Source organism: Streptomyces sp. NPDC007901, assembly GCF_042959465.1.
Taxonomy (GTDB): domain Bacteria; phylum Actinomycetota; class Actinomycetes; order Streptomycetales; family Streptomycetaceae; genus Streptomyces.
Genome location: NZ_JBIBKW010000011.1, coordinates 228,563 through 245,874 on the forward strand (window position 1 = coordinate 228,563; position 17,312 = coordinate 245,874).

Below are 17,312 nucleotides of genomic sequence, written 5' to 3' on the forward strand. Positions count from 1 at the left end.
AGGAGCAGTGGGTAGTAAGTAGTCGCGTACTATCTGGCCTATGGAATACCTCGCCGAAGCCGCCCGTGTCCGTCGTGCCGTCCTCCGGTTCAACCGTCGGCTGCGGCAGGAACGCGGGGACGGGAGCCTCAGTGCCAATCAGCTGACGGTGCTCGGGCATCTGTACCGGCACGGGCCGTCCACGCCCGGCGAGGTCGCGGCTGCCGAGCGGCAGCGTCCGCAGTCACTGACCCGGGTCTTCGCGGAGCTGGAGGCGGAGGGACTGGTCGGACGGGCGCCGGACCCGTCCGACCGGCGGCAGTCCGTGCTGAGCCTGACCGGGGCGGGGCGGAGCGCGTTGGAGGCCGACATGGCCCAGCGGGACGCCTGGCTGGCCGGGGCGTTCGGGGCGTTGAGCGAGACCGAGCGCGGGGTGCTGCTGCTCGCCGCCGCCGTGATGGAGCGGCTGGGAGATGCCGAGTAGGTCAGAAACCGCCGCCGAAGTCCCCGCTGTCCCCGCCCCCGCCGCCGAAGTCGCCGCCCCCGCCGAAGTCCCCGAAGTCCCCGGGGTCGAAGTCCGCGCCCGACACGTCGCCGCCCTGGTAGCCGCCGGCGCCGAAGTCTCCGTACCCGGTGCCGTAGTCGGCCGCGTAGGCGGGCGCGGACATCCAGCCGCCCAGGGCGGTGCCGAGCAGGAGGCCGGGGAGGATGCCGCCGCCGAAGTAGCCGCCCGCCCAGGGGCCGTAGGCCGGGCCCGCGTCCCAGTAGGGGCGGCGGCCGTAGTCGGTGTCGACCTCGCGGATCGCGGGATCGCGGCCGTCGGCGAGGCGGGCGGCGTCGGCCGCGCAGACCGGGACCTCGCGGGGCGCGCCGCCGGGCGGGGTCCAGGTGGCGTCCGTGACCGAGGGGCCGTGCCGGGGGTCGAAGAAGCAGGGCGGGCGGCGCTCCGGCAGCGGGCGGCCCTCGCGGCGGGCGGCCAGCTGGGCGAGCGAGAAGCGGCCGTCCTCCAGTGCCTGGGTGACCGCCCGGACGTCCTCCGGTCTGCGGGCGTCGGCCATCGCGGACTTCGCCTGGTCGTAGGCGTTCAGCGCACGCTCGTAGTCGGCGCGCATCGCGTCGTCGGCGCGCGGCTCGGCCGGGTGGAAGTCGAGGCGGTCCAGTTCCTCGCCGAACGCGGTGATGTCCTCGTCCACGACCACCCGGAGCCGGTCCAGAGCGGCCCGCTGCTCCTCCTCGTGGCGTCGGCGGTTGCGGCGGACCAGGGCGTACGCGCCCGCCCCGCCCGCCACCAGCACGGCTCCGATCGCGATCAGCGCCGTACTGGACACTCCCGAGCCGCCCGTGCTGCCGCCGCCCCAGGCCGAGGGGGCCTTGCCGCCCATGTTGGTCAGGGCTCGGTCGGTGAAGTCGGTCAGCTGGGCCTTGGCGCTCTCGCCCTGGACGCTGGTGACCAGGTTCTGCACGGCCGTGCGGGAGAGCACCGACGAGTCGGCGCGGGCGTCGAAGCGGTCGCCGAGGCGGATCGCGTAGAGGCCGGTGATGCCGGTGGCGGTGCGCAGGTCCGTGAAGAGGTTCTGGGTGGGGTAGCCGGATGGCAGGACGGCGATGAACAGGGGTTTGTCGGCGTCCTTGATCTGCCGGGCCAGGGTGTCGGCGTCGGCCGTGGAGAGCTGGGCGGCGGCCGCCGGGTCGACGTACACCGGGTTCTTGCGGAGGGCGTCCGCGATCGCCGAGACGCCGGTGACCGCGGCCGCCCGCGGGGCGAGCGCGGTCAGGGCGACCAGCGCCAGCGCACACGCCATGAGCAGCAGCCCCGGGAGACTTCGGGTGGTCCGTCGCACCGCGTTCATGCTTCGAAACTACCCTGAAGCCTCCCCGGGAGTGCTGTCCCTCTACGCCGCCCGGTACGCCTCCGTCAGCTTCTCCACCGCCGCCGCGTACCTGCCGGTGAGCAGCAGGTGGTCCGCGTCGGCGAAGGGCTTGGAGACGGCGGCCGTGATCGACTGCCCGACCTTCGCCTGGACCAGCAGCCGCGCCTTGGCGACCAGCTTCCGGCCGGCCGCGTCGGCGCCCGCCCGGTCGGCCGCCTCAGCGGCCACGCCGAGCGACTTCAGGGTGGCCTCGCCGCCCTTGGGGGCCCTGGTCAGGGTCGTCAGACCCCAGCCGTAGGGGTACTGCGGGTCGTACGACGCGTCGCCCACGTTGATGGGCAGCTGCGCCTCGGACTTCGGCCAGGTGACCGGGAGCTGCCCGGTGAAGGCCTTCTTTCCGTAGAGCACGTCGGCCACGCCGTCGCCCTCGGTGCCCGGCAGCCAGGACGCCACCAGGGAGTCGATCTCGCCGAGCCGGTCCCCGACCAGCTGCGGGCGCCCGGAGACGATCAGCACCGCGCACTTCATGGCCGCGCACACCTTGTCCACGGCGGCCTGGTCGGCGGGGGTCAGCGTGAGGTCGTTGCCGTTGCCGACGTCCCCGACGCCCTCGGCGTAGGGGGTCTCGCCGACCACGACCACGCCCACGTCGTACCCGCTCGTCGGCGCGGAGGCGTCCTTGGAGTAGGTGACGTCTCCCCCGGCGTTCTTCATGCCCTGGAGGATGGTGGTGCCGGTGGTGTGGGTGCCGGACTGGCCCTGCCAGGTGATGGTCCAGCCGCCGGTCTGGTTGCCGAGGTCGTCGGCGTTGGACCCGGCGACGTACACCTTCTGCGACTTCTTCAGCGGCAGCACGTCGCCGTCGTTCTTCAGCAGCACCTGTGACTCGGCGGCCGCCTGCCGGGCCACCGCCCGGTGCTTGGCGGAGCCGATCTGCGCGGCACCGCTGGTGTCGGCGTAGGGGTGCTCGAAGAGGCCCAGCCTGAACTTCTGGGTGAGGATGCGGGAGACCGCGTCGTCGATGCGCTGCTCGCTGACGGTGCCCGCCTTGACCTGGTCGATCAGGCTCGTCGTGAAGTCCTTGTAGCCGTACGGGACCATCATCATGTCGACGCCCGCGTTGACGGCCGTGCGCACGTGCGAGGCGTAGTCGCCGGGGAGCTGGTCCATGGCGTTCCAGTCGCTGATCACGAAGCCCTGGAAGCCCATCCGGTCCTTGAGCACCCCGTTGATCATGTCGGCGCGGGCGTGCATCTTCACCGGGCCCTGGCCGTCGCCGACGATGTCGAGCGAGGAGTACGACGGCATGACCGTGCCGATGCCCCGGTCCACGGCGGTCTGGTACGGCGCCAGATGGATCGCCTCCAGCTGCTGCCGGGTGACCGTGGTGACACCCTGGTCGATGGTGTACGACCCGGTCGTGGACGAGCCGTACGCGGTGCCGCCGTCACCGACGAAGTGCTTGGCGGTGGCCAGGACCTTGTCGTTGTCCTTGAGGTCACGGCCGTCCGCGCGTCCCTGGAGGCCCTGGATGACCGTCTCCATGGACTTCACCAGGGCCGGGTCCTCGCCGAAGGACTCGTAGGAGCGGCCCCAGCGCTCGTCGCGGGTGACGCAGAGGCAGGGGGCGAAGTCCCAGGGGACGCCGGTGGCGCGGACCTCGGAGGCCGTCACCGCGCCTGCCTGCTCGGCCAGTCGGGGGTCGCGGGTCGCGCCGATGCCGATGTTGTGCGGCATGATCGTGGCGCCGGCCAGGTTGTTGTGGCCGTGCACCGCGTCGACGCCGTAGACCAGCGGGATCTGGAACCGGGTGGCCTGTGCCCGGAGCTGGAAGGAGTCGATCATCTGCGCCCAGGCCGCGGCCGTGTTGGGCGTGGGGGTCGAGCCGCCGCCGGAGAGCAGCGAGCCGAGGTCGTAGGCGGTGACGTCACCGCCGGTCCCGACCGCGCCGCGCTCGGCCTGGGTCATCTGTCCGGCCTTCTCCTCCAGGGACATCCGGGAGAGGAGGTCGGCGACCCGCTTCTTCACGGGCAGCTTGCTGTTCAGGTACGGCAGTCCGTGGGCGTCGATGACGACCTGCGGGGTCTCGGCGGGGGCCTTGGCGCCGGTGACCGTGAGCTTCAGCGGGACGGTCTCCGCGGATTCGGCCGAACGGTCCTTCAGCGTCGGCACCTTGATGGTCTGCGTGGCCCCGGAGGCGGTGCCTCCCGGGAAGGTGAGGGTGCCGGAGACCGGCTGGTAGTCCTTGCCGGACTCGGCGGTGCCGCCGGCCGTCTCGTAGGTGACGGTCACCGGTTCGTCGATCGGCGCGGAGCCGGTGGTGGCGACCGAGACCTTCACCGACGCCGTGCCGCCCTCCCGCACCGGGTAGACGGCCGCGTCCGTGGTGACGGAGGCCCGCAGGGACTGGTCGGCCTTTCCGTACAGCTCCACGTCGTCCATGGCGAACCGGCCCTGGACCCCTACGGGGAGGGTGACCGCGTACCCCCACATCCGGGTCAGGCCGAGGACGTGGTCGATACCGCCGACGGGCTGGTAGTCGGTGCGGTAGGCGAAGTCCGTGAAGGGGATCTCGATCTGCTTCCAGCCGGTGAAGTCGTCGGTGAAGGAGGTCGTCCAGAGCTCCGAGGCCTCGCCGTCGGCGCCGCCGTCCTTGATCTCGAAGGCGGTCTTCTTGCCGTTGTCCTGGCCGTCCCACCAGAAGCGGATGCCCTTGTGGGCGGACCAGTCGTGGGCGGGTTCGGTGGCGGCGAAGTCGTGGGTGAAGCCGCCGTAGCCGCTGATGTCGTAGGTCCCGGCGAGGACCTTGGCGCCCTCGGGGGCGTCCGCGCGGTCGGCCAGCTGCAGGGCGGGCGGGTCGTCGCTGTCGCCGCCCCAGGTGAAGATGCCGTCGGCGGGCTGGGAGGCGAAGGGGACCTCACCTTCGAAGCGGTCCACGGGAGTTGGGCTCGGATCGTCCGCGGCGCGGGCCGCGGAGAGGGGCATCAGGGCTGCGAGTAGGGCGGTGGAGACGAGCAGGGCGGCTCTTGGCATGGACCTTCCCTCGACTCTCTGGTTCACTCGGGGCTCTCACAGTTCACTCATGGCTTAGATCACGACGTGAGTTAACTAACGGCTCGCACACCCGTCAAGACGTCCCGTCAGGAAGGGCGATGTGTCGATGAGAAGAACCCCCCACACCCTGCGTCTGGTGCTCGCCGGGCTGCTCACCGCGGCCGGCTTCAGCGCGGTCGTACCGCCGGCGCACGCGGCCGGCGAACAGGTCACCGCGTACCTCACCACCACCGACGACTCCGCCGGGCGCCATGTCACGCGCGGACTCCAGGCGCAGACGCCGTTCGCCTTCTCCGCCGGGACGGGTGGCAGCGGCGACAACATCACCGTCGACGAGAACACCCGCTACCAGACCTTCACCGGCGGCGGCGCGTCCTTCACGGACACCGCGGCCTGGCTGATGAACAGCAGCGGGGCGCTGTCCCAGGCCACCCGGGACGCGACCATGAAGAAGCTGTTCTCGCCGACCGACGGCATCGGACTGTCGTTCCTGCGCAATCCGATGGGCGCCTCGGACCTGGCCCGGTACGGGTACACGTACGACGATGTACCCGCCGGGCAGACCGACCCGAACCTCACCAGCTTCTCGATCTCGCACGACCTCGCGGACGTCGTGCCGCTCACCAAGCAGGCGCTCCAGCTCAACCCCTCTCTGACTGTCATGGCCTCGCCATGGACGGCGCCGGCCTGGATGAAGGACAGCGGCTCGCTCAACGGCGGCTGGCTGAAGGCGGAGGACTACGGGGCCTACGCCTCGTACTTCGTGAAGTACCTCCAGGCGTACCAGGCGCAGGGCGTCAACGTCTCCTACGTCACCCCGCAGAACGAGCCCACCTGCTGCTCCGGCTACCCGTCGATGAGCTGGAACGCCTCGGGCCTGCAGTACTTCCTCAAGAGCGAGCTGCTGCCCAAGCTCCAGGCGGCCGGGCTGTCCACCAAGGTCCTCGCCCACGACTGGAACTGGGACGTCTACGACTCCTACGCGGCCGCGTCCGTCGACGACGCCACGATCCGCAACAGCCCCAACTTCGGCGGGATCGCCTGGCACGGCTACGGCGGTGACGTCACCAAGCAGACCACCGTGCACAACCAGTACCCCACGCTGGACGCCTTCGGCACCGAGCACTCGGGCGGCACCTGGATCGCCGACCAGCAGCGCGAGGACATGAACAACATCATCGACTACACCCGCAACTGGGCGAAGTCGGTGACCAAGTGGTCGCTCGCGGTGGACCAGAACATGGGCCCGCACAACGGCGGCTGCGGCACCTGCACCGGCCTGATCACCGTGCACAACGGCGACGGCGCGAGCGGCACGGTCGACTACACCGTCGAGTACTACACGATGGGCCACCTCACCAAGTTCGTCCGGCCGGGCGCCCAGCGGATCGCCTCCACGGCGTCCGCCTCGGTGCCGAACGTGGCCTGGCGCAACCCGGACGGCTCGAAGGCCCTGATCGCCTACAACGACTCGGCCGGCGCCAAGACGATGACCATCAACTGGGGCTCGCAGCACGCCACTTACTCCCTCCCCGGCAAGACCTCGGCGACCTTCACCTGGTCCGGAACCCAGTCGGGCGGCGGCAGCCGGACGGGGGCCCTCGTGGGGCTGGCGGGCAAGTGCCTGGACGTGGCGGGCGGTTCGAGCACCAACGGCACGGCCGTCCAGCTCTACGACTGCAACGGCTCCACCGCCCAGCAGTGGACCGTCCAGTCCGACGGCACGGTCCGGGCGCTCGGCAAGTGCCTGGACGTGACCTCGGGTTCGACGGCGGACGGGGCGAAGGTGCAGTTGTACGACTGCAACGGAACCGGTGCGCAACAGTGGTCGTACAACTCCTCCACCGGTGATGTCGTGAATACGGTGGCCGACAAGTGTCTGGACGTCACGGGCAACTCGTCGGCGAACGGGACCCGGGCGCAGATCTGGTCCTGCACGGGGGCCGCCAACCAGAAGTGGCAGCTGCAGTAGGGCGGTAGGAGTGCCATGAGGCGTACGACGGGGGCGGCGGCCGTGCTGGGCACGGTCGCCGGTGCGTTGCTGCTGAGCGGCTGCGGGGCGGTCGACCTCCCGCTGGCCGCAGTGCGGGCCGGGGCGGACGGGGCGCCGTACGCGTTGATCCGGCCGTGCGGGGACGACCACTACCAGGGGCTCTCGCTCGACGGCCGGGCCCGGGGCGCGGCGGACGGACCGGTCACCACCGGCTGGGACATCAAGGGCGAGCGCGCCGGGGACGCCGGGTTCCCGCTGTTCTCACCGCCCGCGAAGTGGCGGGCCCGGCATCGCGGGGCCCAGAAGCTGCTGCCCCGGCATCACTACACGCTGGGCTTCGGGCACTACGTGACCGGTGACTCGTACAACGGCATCGCCGACTTCACCACCGAGCAGATCACCGCGCTGAAGCCCGGCCAGGTCTGGGCCGACGGCCGGGCGATGAGCCTCGGCGAGTTCGAGAGGCTCGCCGAGGACTCCTGCTGAACCAGCGGGCCTACTCCGCCGGCTCCACACCCGCGCGCAGCAGACCGTAGGTGTACGCGTCCTCCAGGGCCTGCCAGGACGCGGCGATGACGTTCTCGGCGACGCCGACCGTGGACCACTCGGTGCTGCCGTCGGTCGTCGAGATCAGCACCCGGGTGGTGGACTCGGTGCCGTGCTTGCCCTCCAGGATGCGGACCTTGTAGTCGGCCAGGTCGAACTTGGCCAGCTGCGGGTAGATCTTCTCCAGGGCCACGCGCAGGGCGCGGTCCAGGGCGTTGACCGGTCCGTTGCCCTCCGCCGTGGCGACGATGCGCTCGCTCTTGGCCCAGAGCTTGACCGTGGCCTCGTTGGCGTGGGTGCCGTCGGGGCGGTCCTCGACGATGGCCCGCCAGGACTCGACGCGGAAGTAGGTGCGCGGCCTGCCCTCGACCTCGGCGCGCAGCAGGAGCTCGAAGGAGGCGTCGGCGGCCTCGTAGGTGTAGCCCTTGAGCTCGCGCTCCTTGACCCGCTCGACGACCCGGCCGACCAGCTCGCGGTCGCCACCGAGGTCGATGCCGAGTTCCTTGCCCTTGAGCTCGACGGAGGCGCGGCCGGCCATGTCGGAGACCAGCATCCGCATGGTGTTGCCGACCAGCTCGGGGTCGATGTGCTGGTACAGGTCCGGGTCGACCTTGATCGCGGAGGCGTGCAGACCGGCCTTGTGGGCGAAGGCGGAGACCCCGACGTAGGGCTGGTGGGTGGAGGGCGTCAGGTTGACGACCTCGGCGATGGCGTGGGAGATGCGGGTCATCTCGCGGAGCCGGCCGTCCGGCAGCACCTTCTTGCCGTACTTCAGCTCCAGGGCGGCGACCACCGGGAAAAGGTTGGCGTTGCCGACCCGCTCGCCGTAGCCGTTCGCGGTGCACTGGACGTGGGTGGCGCCCGCGTCCACGGCGGCCAGCGTGTTGGCGACCGCGCAGCCCGTGTCGTCCTGGGCGTGGATGCCGAGCCGGGCGCCGGTGTCCGCGAGGACGGTGGAGACGACGGCGTTGACCTGGGCGGGGAGCATGCCGCCGTTGGTGTCGCAGAGGATGACGACATCGGCGCCGGCCTCGGAGGCGGCGCGGACGACGGCCTTGGCGTACTCGGGGTTGGCGCGGTAGCCGTCGAAGAAGTGCTCGCAGTCGACGAAGACCCGGCGGCCCTGGCCCTTCAGGAAGGAGACCGTGTCCCGGACCATCTCCAGGTTCTCGTCGAGGGTGGTGCGCAGCGCCAGCTCGACATGCCGGTCGTGGGACTTGGCGACCAGTGTGATCACCGGGGCGCCGGACTCCAGCAGCGCCCTGACCTGGGGGTCGTCCGCCGCCTTGGCGTTCGCCCGGCGGGTCGCGCCGAAGGCGACCAGCTGGGCGTGCTTGAAGTCGATCTCCTGCTGGGCGCGGGCGAAGAACTCGGTGTCGCGGGGGTTGGCGCCCGGCCAGCCGCCTTCGATGAAGCCCACGCCGAAGTCGTCCAGGTGCCGGGCGATGGCCAGCTTGTCCGCGACGGTGAGGTTGATGCCCTCGCGCTGCGCGCCGTCGCGCAGCGTGGTGTCGAAGACGTGGAACGAGTCGTCCAGCTCGTGGGTTTCCGTCTCGGTCATGGTCTCAAGGCTCCTGATGTCTGATCTCGGTCGTACCGGAATAACCGGCTCCACCGTCCCTCCATGGTCCCTCGCGCCTCGCCGTCCGACTGAAGGTGGGCCGGAAAACGAAAAAACCCCTCGCGGGTGCGAGAGGTCTGCGCGCGGGTCGAGGACGACGATGGCCACCCGTACCTGGTCGTACGTGGTGGTCACTGCGGACCGGCGCGCCTGCTGCCAATAATCGTGGCGAACGAGAGCACGGAGGCAGTCTGGCACAGCCCCGCCCCCGGCTCACTCACCGTCTCAGGATGCGGTCGTCACACTGGGTGCCTCGCGGGACGCCACCCGCGCCAGATCCAGGTCTTTCGTCTCCCGCATGGTGACGTAGACCACAAGCGATACGGCGGCACAGCCCGCCACGTACCAGGAGAAGCCGGACTCGATCCCGGCGTCCTTGAACCACAGGGCGATGTATTCGGCCGTGCCGCCGAACAGGGCGTTGGCGAGGGCGTAGGGCAGGGCCACGCCCAGGGCGCGGACGCCGGTCGGGAAGAGCTCCGCCTTCACGCAGGCGTTGATCGAGGTGTACCCGGTGACCACGACGAGGGCGAGCAGGGAGAGCCCGAGGGCGGGCCAGTATCCGTTCACGTGTTTGAGGAGGGTCAGGATCGGCACGGTGAGGACGGTGGAGCCGACGGCGAAGGTGATCAGGAGGGGGCGGCGGCCGATGCGGTCGGACAGGGCGCCGGCGAGCGGCTGGAGGCAGGCGAAGACGGTGAGCGCGGTGAAGGAGACGAGGGTCGCGGTCTCCTTGGACAGGCCCGCCGAGTTGGAGAGGTACTTCGTCAGATAGGTGGTGTACGTGTAGTAGGCCACCGTGCCGCCCATGGTCAGCGCGATGACCAGGAACGCCTCCCGCCGGTGCTGCCACAGCGCGCGCAGGGTGCCGCGCTCGGCCGCGTGCGAGGTGTCCTCCTCGTAGACCTCGGTCTCCAGCATGGTCCGGCGCAGATAGAAGACGACGGCGGCACCGAGCGCGCCGACGGCGAAGGGGATCCGCCAGCCGTAGTCGTGCAGCGCGGTGTCGGAGAGGGTGTGCTGGAGGATGATCAGCAGGCCGAGGCCGGCGAGCTGCCCCACCGTCATCGACACGTACTGGAAGCTGGAGGCGAAGCCGCGCCGGCGGGGGTCGGAGGCCTCCGTCAGATAGGTGGCGCTGGCCGCGTACTCGCCGCCCACCGAGAGTCCCTGCAGCAGGCGGGCGACGAGCAGCACGAAGGCGCCGCCGTACCCGGCGACGTCGTAGGTCGGGGCGACCGCGATGAGGAGCGCGGACACCGACATCAGGGTGACGGTGAGGGTCAGCGCGGCCTTGCGGCCCTTCCGGTCGCCGACCCGGCCCAGGAGCCAGCCGCCCACCGGGCGCATGAAGAACCCGACGGCGAAGATGCCCGCGGTGTTCATCAGCTGCGCGGTGGGATTCCCGCTCGGGAAGAACGCCCCGGCGAAGTAGGTGGCGAAGCTCGCGTACACGAACCAGTCGAACCACTCGACCATGTTGCCTGCCGAGCCGACCCAGATCTTCTTCCAGTGTTGTCGTCCCATGGGCCGTTCCTGCCCGGCGGGCGAACGGGGAATTCCTTTACTGCAAATGCCTGACGAAGACGTCCTGTTCGTTGTTGTCGTCGCCGCGCGGGTTGAGGGTGCCGTCGTAGGACGTGAAGGCGATCCGGCGGGCCGAGACTCCCCCGGGTGCCACCTGTCCCCCGGTGGCGACCAGGGCGCGGGTGCCGTTCCTCAAGTCCCGTACATACAGGGGATATGCCGAGCCCTCGTGGGTGGTGAGGGTGACGTACCGGCCGTCCGCGCTGACCGCCGCGTCCCGTCCGTAGCCCTGGACGCGGTCGTTGCGGCCCGTGCCGAGATGGTGGACGAACACGTTCCAGCCGTTGTCGGTGTCGTCCGGAACCAGATGGGTGTCGGCCGATTCGAAGACGACGGTACGGCCGTCGGCACTGAGCGCGGGGTTCAGGGACTCGCGGGTGGTGGGCGAGCCGTCGGTGGAGCGGTCGAGCTGGGTGCGGGCGCCGGTGGAGCGGTCGTGGAGCCAGATGTCGCTCCAGTCGTCGCCGCGCGGGCCGTTGGAGTAGGTGTACTGGTAGACGACCCGGCGTCCGTCGTCACTGACGGTGGCGTGGCCCGCGGCGCGCGGCTCCCAGGTGGGCCTGGGCGGGCTGATCCGCTCGGTGGTGTGCTTGACGCGGTCGCGGAGGAAGACGACCGGGCCGTCCGCGTCGCCGGTGGCGGTGAAGACGGCGTAGCGGGCGGTACCGCTCAGGTAGGCGTGGCCGCCCGGGCCGAAGCCCGCCGGGAGGCCGGTGTCGAGGCGTTCGGTGCGTCCGGTGCGGCGGTCCAGCAGGTGCAGGCCCGCGTCGGTGTACGCGAGGAAGCGGCCGTCCTTGCTGAGCGACGGATCGGTGCCGTCGGCCGCGTGGGTGAGCTTTCCGGTGCGCAGGTCACGCACGAAGAGGCCGCCGTGCGAGGCGCCGGGGAGGAGGTCTGTGGCGGTGGAGGAGAAGGCGACATGGCGGCCGTCGCGGCTGATGACCGCGCCGGTGGAGGCGCCGTCGCCCGCCTTTCCGGCGGGCGTGACGCTGACCGGTTCGGTGCGCGGGGCGGCGTGCACGGCGGGTGCGGCGGTGGCCGCCGCCCCGGTCGCGGCCAGGGCGGCGGCGACCAGGGCGGTGGCGAGGGCGGTGCGGGTACGGACGTTCAAGGTAGTGATCCCCCGTGGTGTGCCGGTCGGCCGGTGTGCTGCTGAGCCGGTGTGCGGTCAGGAGTGGACGAGGAACACGTCCGAGACGCCGTTGGTGTCGTCCGGCACCAGGTCGAGTTCGGACGAGGCGAAGACGACCTCGCGGCCGTGGCGGGTGACCGCGCCGAGGGTGGCTTCGGCGGTCTGAGGGGCGATGGCCCGCTGCCTGCCGGTGCGCAGGTCACGCAGGACCAGGGCGTCCGGCTCCTGCAGCACCACGTGGCGGGCGGTGCCGTCCGCCGCGGAGACGGTCCGGCCGGCCGACCCGAACGCCTCGATACGGCCGGTGCGCAGATCGCGCACGTACGGGTGCCACTGGTCGCCAGCCGGGCTCTCGGGCGTGAGGTTGGCCGACCTGGAGTTGAAGACCACCCGGCGGCCGTCGTCGGAGAGCCGGACGAGCGAGGAGTCGGCGTCGCCGGGCGTGCCGTCGCGGGCGGTGTCGACGCGCCTGACCGCACCCGTCCGCAGGTCCTTGACGAACAGCCCCTGGTAGCCGGCCGACTCCCTGACCAGTCCGTAGGCGACGTACCGGCCGTCCGCGCTGAGGCCGCCGCCGGAGACGAAGTCCGCCGTGCCCTCCGGTACGACCACCGTGTCGGTGCCGGTGGCCAGGTCGCGCTCCAGCAGCCGGGTCCGGGTGGGTTCGCCCGGGTGGCTGTAGGTCACGGTGTACAGCACCTGCCTGCCGTCGGCGCTGATGGCGTTCACCACGCCGTCGTAGCCGAAGTCAAAGGGCGACGGCGGCGGGCCGGGCCACAGGAGCGTGAGGTCGCCGGTGGTGCGGTCGTAGAGGTAGGGCCGCACGTCACCGTCGCCGGTGAAGAAGGCGACCAGCCGGCCGTCGGCGCTGAGCACCGGGTTCCCCGCGAGGCGCTTGGTGCCGGGCACCTGCGTCTGCCGGCCCGTGCGCAGGTCCTTCACGAACAGACAGGTGGACACGGACAGCGGGCAGCCGTCCCGCGGCCCCTTCACCCCGTACGCCACATAGCGGCCGTCGGCGCTCAGGCTCGCGCCCCGCGACGCCGTGGCCAGTTGTGTCCCGTCGGCCTCACCGCTGACCCGCCGGACGGCGTCCTGGTCCGCCGCCGCCGCCGACGCGGCCGGTATCGCGGTCAGCAAGGCAGCGACGGCCAGCGCGGCGGTAGCGGTGACGGTGGCGGCGGTGCGGCGTAAGAGGCTCCCGGACGGCCTTGCCGAGCCGTGTTTCTCCCCCATGGCTTGTCCCCCAGTGGATTCGGACGCGTTTCCCCCGGCCCTGCGCCGAGGGCTGAACACGATGCAACCGCACCCCACAACCCGGGTCAATCACCCATATTGCGTACAACCCGGTCGGAAGGTCACGCGTCCGCGAGAAGATCGGATTCCAGGAACTCCCGTACGTGGCCGAGAACCTGCACCCTGCCGGTGCCGCGCAGCCCGATCGCCACATGGATGGAGAAGCCGTCGAGCAGGGCGCGCAGGCGGGCGGCGAAGCGGTCCGGGTCGACCGGGCGGAACTCGCCCGCGGAGACGCCCTCCGCGAGCAGCGCCACCAGGTCGCGGTGCCAGGCGCCCTCGATGGCGGCCTGCCGGTCGCGGGCGGCCTCGTCGGCGTTCTGCGAGCGGTTCCAGACCTCCAGCCAGAGAGTCCAGTGCGGGTCGCGGTGCCCCTCGGGGACGTACAGGTCGACGTACGCGTCGAGGCGTTCGCGGGCGGTGCCGCGCCGGGTGAGGAGCCGGCCGCGTTCGGCGCCCAGCCGGCCCTCGCTCCACTCCAGGGTCTGGAGCAGCAGTTCGTCCTTGGAGTGGAAGTAGTAGAGGAGGTGGCCGCTGCTCATGCCGACCTCGCGGCCGAGGGCGGCCATGGTGAGTTTCTCCAGGCCGCGTCCGGCGATCATCGTCATGGCGGCGGCGAGCACGTCCTCACGGGGCGGGGCGTTCCGGCGCGCACCGGCCATGGTCGGGCTCCTAGACCCTCGGCTGCTGCTGGGTGATGCAGTGGATGCCGCCACCGCCGGAGAAGATCGTACGGGCGTCCACCAGGGTCACCGTCCGCTCGGGGAAGAGACGGCGGAAGATGCCGGCGGCGATCTCGTCGCGCGGGTCGTCGAAGCCGCAGAGCACGACTCCGCCGTTGCAGAGGTAGTGGTTGATGTAGGAGTAGTCGGCCCAGTGCCCGTCCGCCTCCAGGACGGTGGGGGCCGGGACCTCGACCACCTCCAGCGTGCGGCCGCGCGCGTCGGTCTGGGACCGCAGCAGGCCGATGACCTCCTGGGTCACCTCGTGGTCCGGGTGCGCGGGGTCCGGCTGGGAGTGCGCGACCACGACTCCCGGGCGGGCGAAGGCGGCGACGATGTCCACGTGCCCGAGGGTGCCGAAGCCGTGCGGGGGGTAGTCGCCGGTGAGGCCGCGGGGCAGCCAGATCGCCTTGCGGGTGCCGAGCATCCCGTGGATCTCCGCCTCGACCTCCTCCTTCGTCCAGCCCGGGTTGCGCTCGGGACCCAGCTGCACGGTCTCGGTCAGCAGGACGGTGCCCTCGCCGTCGACGTGGATCGCGCCGCCCTCGTTGACCAGCTTCGAGGCGTACGTCCTCGCGCCCGCGAGGTCCGAGACGTACGCGGCGATCTTCGCGTCGTGCTCCCAGCGGGCCCAGTGCTGGGCGCCCCAGCCGTTGAACGTCCAGTCCACGGCGGCGAGTTCACGCCCGTTCGTCAGGAAGGTGGGACCGATGTCCCGCATCCAGGCGTCGTCGAGGTCCCGTTCGACGGTGTCGACGCCGGGGCCGAGCAGCGTCCGCGCGTGCGCCGACTGGCCGGGGCCGCAGACCACCGTCACCGGTTCGAAGCGCAGGACGGCCCGGGCGACCGAGGCCCAGGCCACCCGGGAGGCGAGGAGGTCGTCCGGGTCGTCGAAGGTGGGGTTGGGGCCCGGCCAGGCCATCCAGGTGCGCTCGTGCGGAGTCCACTCGGCGGGCATCCGGAAGCCGTCGGAGGCTGCCTTGTTCATGGGGGTCCTCACAGAAGGTGACGTTTACAGGAAGTACAGACGGCTGAGGGAGACGGAGTCGGCGGGCTGCGAGCGGATGGGCTCGCCGTCGAGGGTGACCAGGCCGGTGCGCTGGTCGACGTCGACCGCTCCGGTACGGGAGTTGAGCCGCAGATCGGCGGGGCCGATGCCGCGGGTGCCGCGGACGGCGACCCGGCGGCGCCGGGTGGGCATCGTGTCGTGGCCCTGGTCGAGGGCGGCCTGGGCGACGAAGGCCACCGAGATCTCGGCGGGGGTCGCGCCGTGGGCGCCGAACTGCGGCCCCAGGACGAGGGGTTCGCAGGTGTCGGTGGCCGCGTTCGGGTCGCCGGTCACGCCGTACGCGGGGAAGCCGGACTTGAGGACGAGCTGTGGCTTGGCGCCGAAGTACTCGGGGCTCCACAGCACGATGTCCGCCAGCTTGCCGACCTCGATCGAGCCGACCTCGTGCGAGAGCCCGTGGGCGATCGCGGGGTTGATGGTCAGCTTGGCCATGTAGCGCAGTACGCGCTCGTTGTCGTGCCCGTCGTCCGGGGCGCCCAGCTCGGCCTTCATCTTCCCGGCCATGGCGAAGGTACGGCGGACGGTCTCCCCCGCCCGGCCCATGCCCTGCGCGTCGGACGAGGTGATGCCGATCGCGCCCAGGTCGTGCAGCACGTCCTCGGCGCCCATGGTCCCGGCGCGGATGCGGTCGCGGGCCATGGCGGCGTCGCCGGGCAGGTCCGTCTTCAGGTCGTGGACGGAGACGATCATCCCGTAGTGCTCGGCGACCGCGTCCCGGCCGAAAGGCAGGGTGGGATTGGTGGAGGAGCCGATGACGTTCGGCACTCCGGCCATCTTCAGCACGTTGGGCACATGGCCGCCGCCGCAGCCCTCGATGTGGAAGGCGTGGATGGTGCGGCCTTCCAGCACCCGCAGGGTGTCCTCCACCGAGAGGCACTCGTTCAGCCCGTCGCTGTGCAGGGCGACCTGGACGTCGTGCTCCTCGGCGACCCGCAGGGCCGTGTCCAGGGCGCGGGTGTGGGCGCCCATGTCCTCGTGCACCTTGAAGCCGGAGGCGCCCCCCTCGGCGAGGGCCTCGACCAGCGGGGCCGCGTGCGAGGACGAACCCCGCCCGAGGAAGCCGATGTTGACCGGCCAGGCGTCGAAGGCGCCGAACGCGTGCCGCAGCGCCCAGGGCGAGTTGACCCCGACGCCCCACACCGGCCCGAACTCCTGCCCGATGATCGTCGTGACACCGGAGGCCAGCGAGGCCTCCATGATCCGCGGCGACAGCAGATGGACGTGGGTGTCGACGGCCCCCGCGGTGGCGATCAGCCCCTCCCCCGACACGATGGACGTCCCAGTGCCGACCACGACGTCCACCCCGTCGAGGGTGTCGGGGTTCCCGGCCCGTCCGATCGCGCAGATCCGCCCCTCGCGGATGCCGATGGACACCTTCCGGATCCCCAGCACGGCGTCGATCACGACGACGTTGCTGACGACGAGGTCACAGGTCTCCCGGACGGCGGCGGCCTTGAGGTGCAGCCCGTCCCTGGCCGTCTTGCCGAAACCGGCCAGGAACTCGTCGCCGTAGCGCTGGGAGTCGTCCTCGACGCGGATCACGAGCCCCGAGTCGCCGAGCCGGATCCGGTCACCGGCCCGGGGGCCGTGGGTGGCCGCGTACTCGTGCGGGGTGAGGCGGCGGGCCTCGGCGGGGTGGCCTCCGGGGCGGCTCATCGCTCGGTCTCCTGCTCTCGAATGCCCAGGTATCCGCAGGCGGCCGCCCGGCGCAGGGCCTCCTCGCGGGCGCCGGGGGCGTCCAGCGGTCCGTCGACGAGCCCGGCGAAACCGATGGCGACCCGGGCGCCGCCGATCGGCACCAGACCGACCTCCAGCGACTCCCCCGGCCCGAACCGCACGGACGACCCGGCGGGCACGGCGAGCCGCAGACCGTAGGCCGCGCCGCGGTCGAAGTCGAGGCGCGGGTTGGCCTCGAAGAAGTGGAAGTGCGAGGTGACGGAGACGGGGACGGACGCGGTGTTGGTGACGGTCAGCCGTACGACCGCCTCCGGGTCGGCGTGCTCGGGCCCCGGCAGCAGCGCGCCCGGACCCTCCTCCCCCAGTCCGCCGCCCCCGATCGGGTCGGTGACGACCGCGAGCCTCGACCCGTCGTCGAAGACGGCCTCGACATGCACCTCGGTGACGATGTCGGCGACGCCGGGCAGCACGTCGGCCGGGCCGAGGACGGAGCGGGCCGCCTCGATCGCCTCGGCGAGCCGCCTGCCGTCCCGGGCGGCCTCGCAGACGGTGTCCGCGATCAGCGCGGTGGCCTCCGGCACGTTGAGCCTCAGGCCCCGGGCACGGCGGGCACGGGCCAGCTCGGCGGCTCCGAAGAGCAGCAGCCGGTCACGTTCCGTGGGGGTCAGCCGCATCTCGTTCCCTTCATTTGGAACGCCACTCTAATCAAAGACTTCGCCGAGGGAAAGCCTTGACGACCGGCACGTCAGACCCACATTGAATGCC

General features: G+C 71.5%; 13 protein-coding genes. 3 read left to right on the forward strand and 10 right to left on the reverse strand.

Annotation, left to right across the window (positions count from 1 at the left end; all coding sequences use genetic code 11):
- Positions 1–40: 40 nt before the first annotated feature.
- Positions 41–463, forward strand: a complete 423-nt coding sequence (locus ACFZDK_RS32570; protein WP_390977485.1) for a MarR family transcriptional regulator — start codon at positions 41–43, stop codon at positions 461–463.
- Between the two features lies 1 nt (position 464).
- On the opposite strand, the gene ACFZDK_RS32575 is transcribed toward ACFZDK_RS32570, so the two are convergent.
- Both ACFZDK_RS32575 and ACFZDK_RS32580 read right to left on the reverse strand, forming a co-directional pair.
- A complete protein-coding gene (locus ACFZDK_RS32575) occupies positions 465–1,829 on the reverse strand; it encodes a hypothetical protein (protein WP_390977486.1) in 1,365 nt (454 codons plus the stop codon).
- A gap of 42 nt (positions 1,830–1,871) precedes the next feature.
- Positions 1,872–4,883, reverse strand: a complete 3,012-nt coding sequence (locus ACFZDK_RS32580) for a glycoside hydrolase family 3 N-terminal domain-containing protein (RefSeq protein WP_390977487.1) — start codon at positions 4,881–4,883, stop codon at positions 1,872–1,874.
- 127 nt (positions 4,884–5,010) lie between these two features.
- On the opposite strand from ACFZDK_RS32580, the gene ACFZDK_RS32585 reads away from it, so the two are divergent.
- Positions 5,011–6,876: a lectin gene (locus tag ACFZDK_RS32585; RefSeq protein ID WP_390977488.1), complete on the forward strand. Its 1,866-nt coding sequence runs from the start codon at positions 5,011–5,013 to the stop codon at positions 6,874–6,876.
- A 15-nt stretch (positions 6,877–6,891) separates the two neighbouring features.
- Complete coding sequence (locus tag ACFZDK_RS32590) at positions 6,892–7,383, forward strand: hypothetical protein (protein ID WP_390977489.1); 492 nt, start codon at positions 6,892–6,894, stop codon at positions 7,381–7,383.
- 10 nt (positions 7,384–7,393) lie between these two features.
- On the opposite strand, the gene cimA is transcribed toward ACFZDK_RS32590, so the two are convergent.
- From cimA to ureA, 8 genes are all read right to left on the reverse strand, one after another.
- Positions 7,394–9,004: a citramalate synthase gene (gene cimA, locus ACFZDK_RS32595; RefSeq protein WP_390977490.1), complete on the reverse strand. Its 1,611-nt coding sequence runs from the start codon at positions 9,002–9,004 to the stop codon at positions 7,394–7,396.
- Between the two features lie 285 nt (positions 9,005–9,289).
- Positions 9,290–10,591: an MFS transporter gene (locus tag ACFZDK_RS32600; RefSeq protein ID WP_390977491.1), complete on the reverse strand. Its 1,302-nt coding sequence runs from the start codon at positions 10,589–10,591 to the stop codon at positions 9,290–9,292.
- A 37-nt stretch (positions 10,592–10,628) separates the two neighbouring features.
- Entirely contained in the window at positions 10,629–11,762 is a 1,134-nt protein-coding gene (locus tag ACFZDK_RS32605; protein WP_390977492.1) for a hypothetical protein, read from the reverse strand.
- A gap of 57 nt (positions 11,763–11,819) precedes the next feature.
- Entirely contained in the window at positions 11,820–13,019 is a 1,200-nt protein-coding gene (locus ACFZDK_RS32610; protein WP_390977493.1) for a hypothetical protein, read from the reverse strand.
- A 122-nt stretch (positions 13,020–13,141) separates the two neighbouring features.
- Entirely contained in the window at positions 13,142–13,741 is a 600-nt protein-coding gene (locus tag ACFZDK_RS32615; RefSeq protein ID WP_390977494.1) for a TetR family transcriptional regulator C-terminal domain-containing protein, read from the reverse strand.
- 10 nt (positions 13,742–13,751) lie between these two features.
- Positions 13,752–14,789: an agmatine deiminase family protein gene (locus ACFZDK_RS32620; RefSeq protein WP_390977495.1), complete on the reverse strand. Its 1,038-nt coding sequence runs from the start codon at positions 14,787–14,789 to the stop codon at positions 13,752–13,754.
- Positions 14,790–14,813: 24 nt separating this feature from the next.
- Positions 14,814–16,526 (reverse strand): urease subunit alpha, encoded by a 1,713-nt coding sequence (locus ACFZDK_RS32625; RefSeq protein ID WP_390977496.1) that lies wholly within the window; start codon positions 16,524–16,526, stop codon positions 14,814–14,816.
- The gene (gene ureA, locus ACFZDK_RS32630) at positions 16,523–17,221 is read right to left on the reverse strand and encodes an urease subunit gamma (RefSeq protein WP_390977497.1); all 699 of its coding nucleotides are present in this window, start codon (positions 17,219–17,221) and stop codon (positions 16,523–16,525) included. The genes ACFZDK_RS32625 and ureA overlap by 4 nt, the downstream gene beginning before the upstream one ends.
- Between the last annotated feature and the right edge of the window lie 91 nt (positions 17,222–17,312).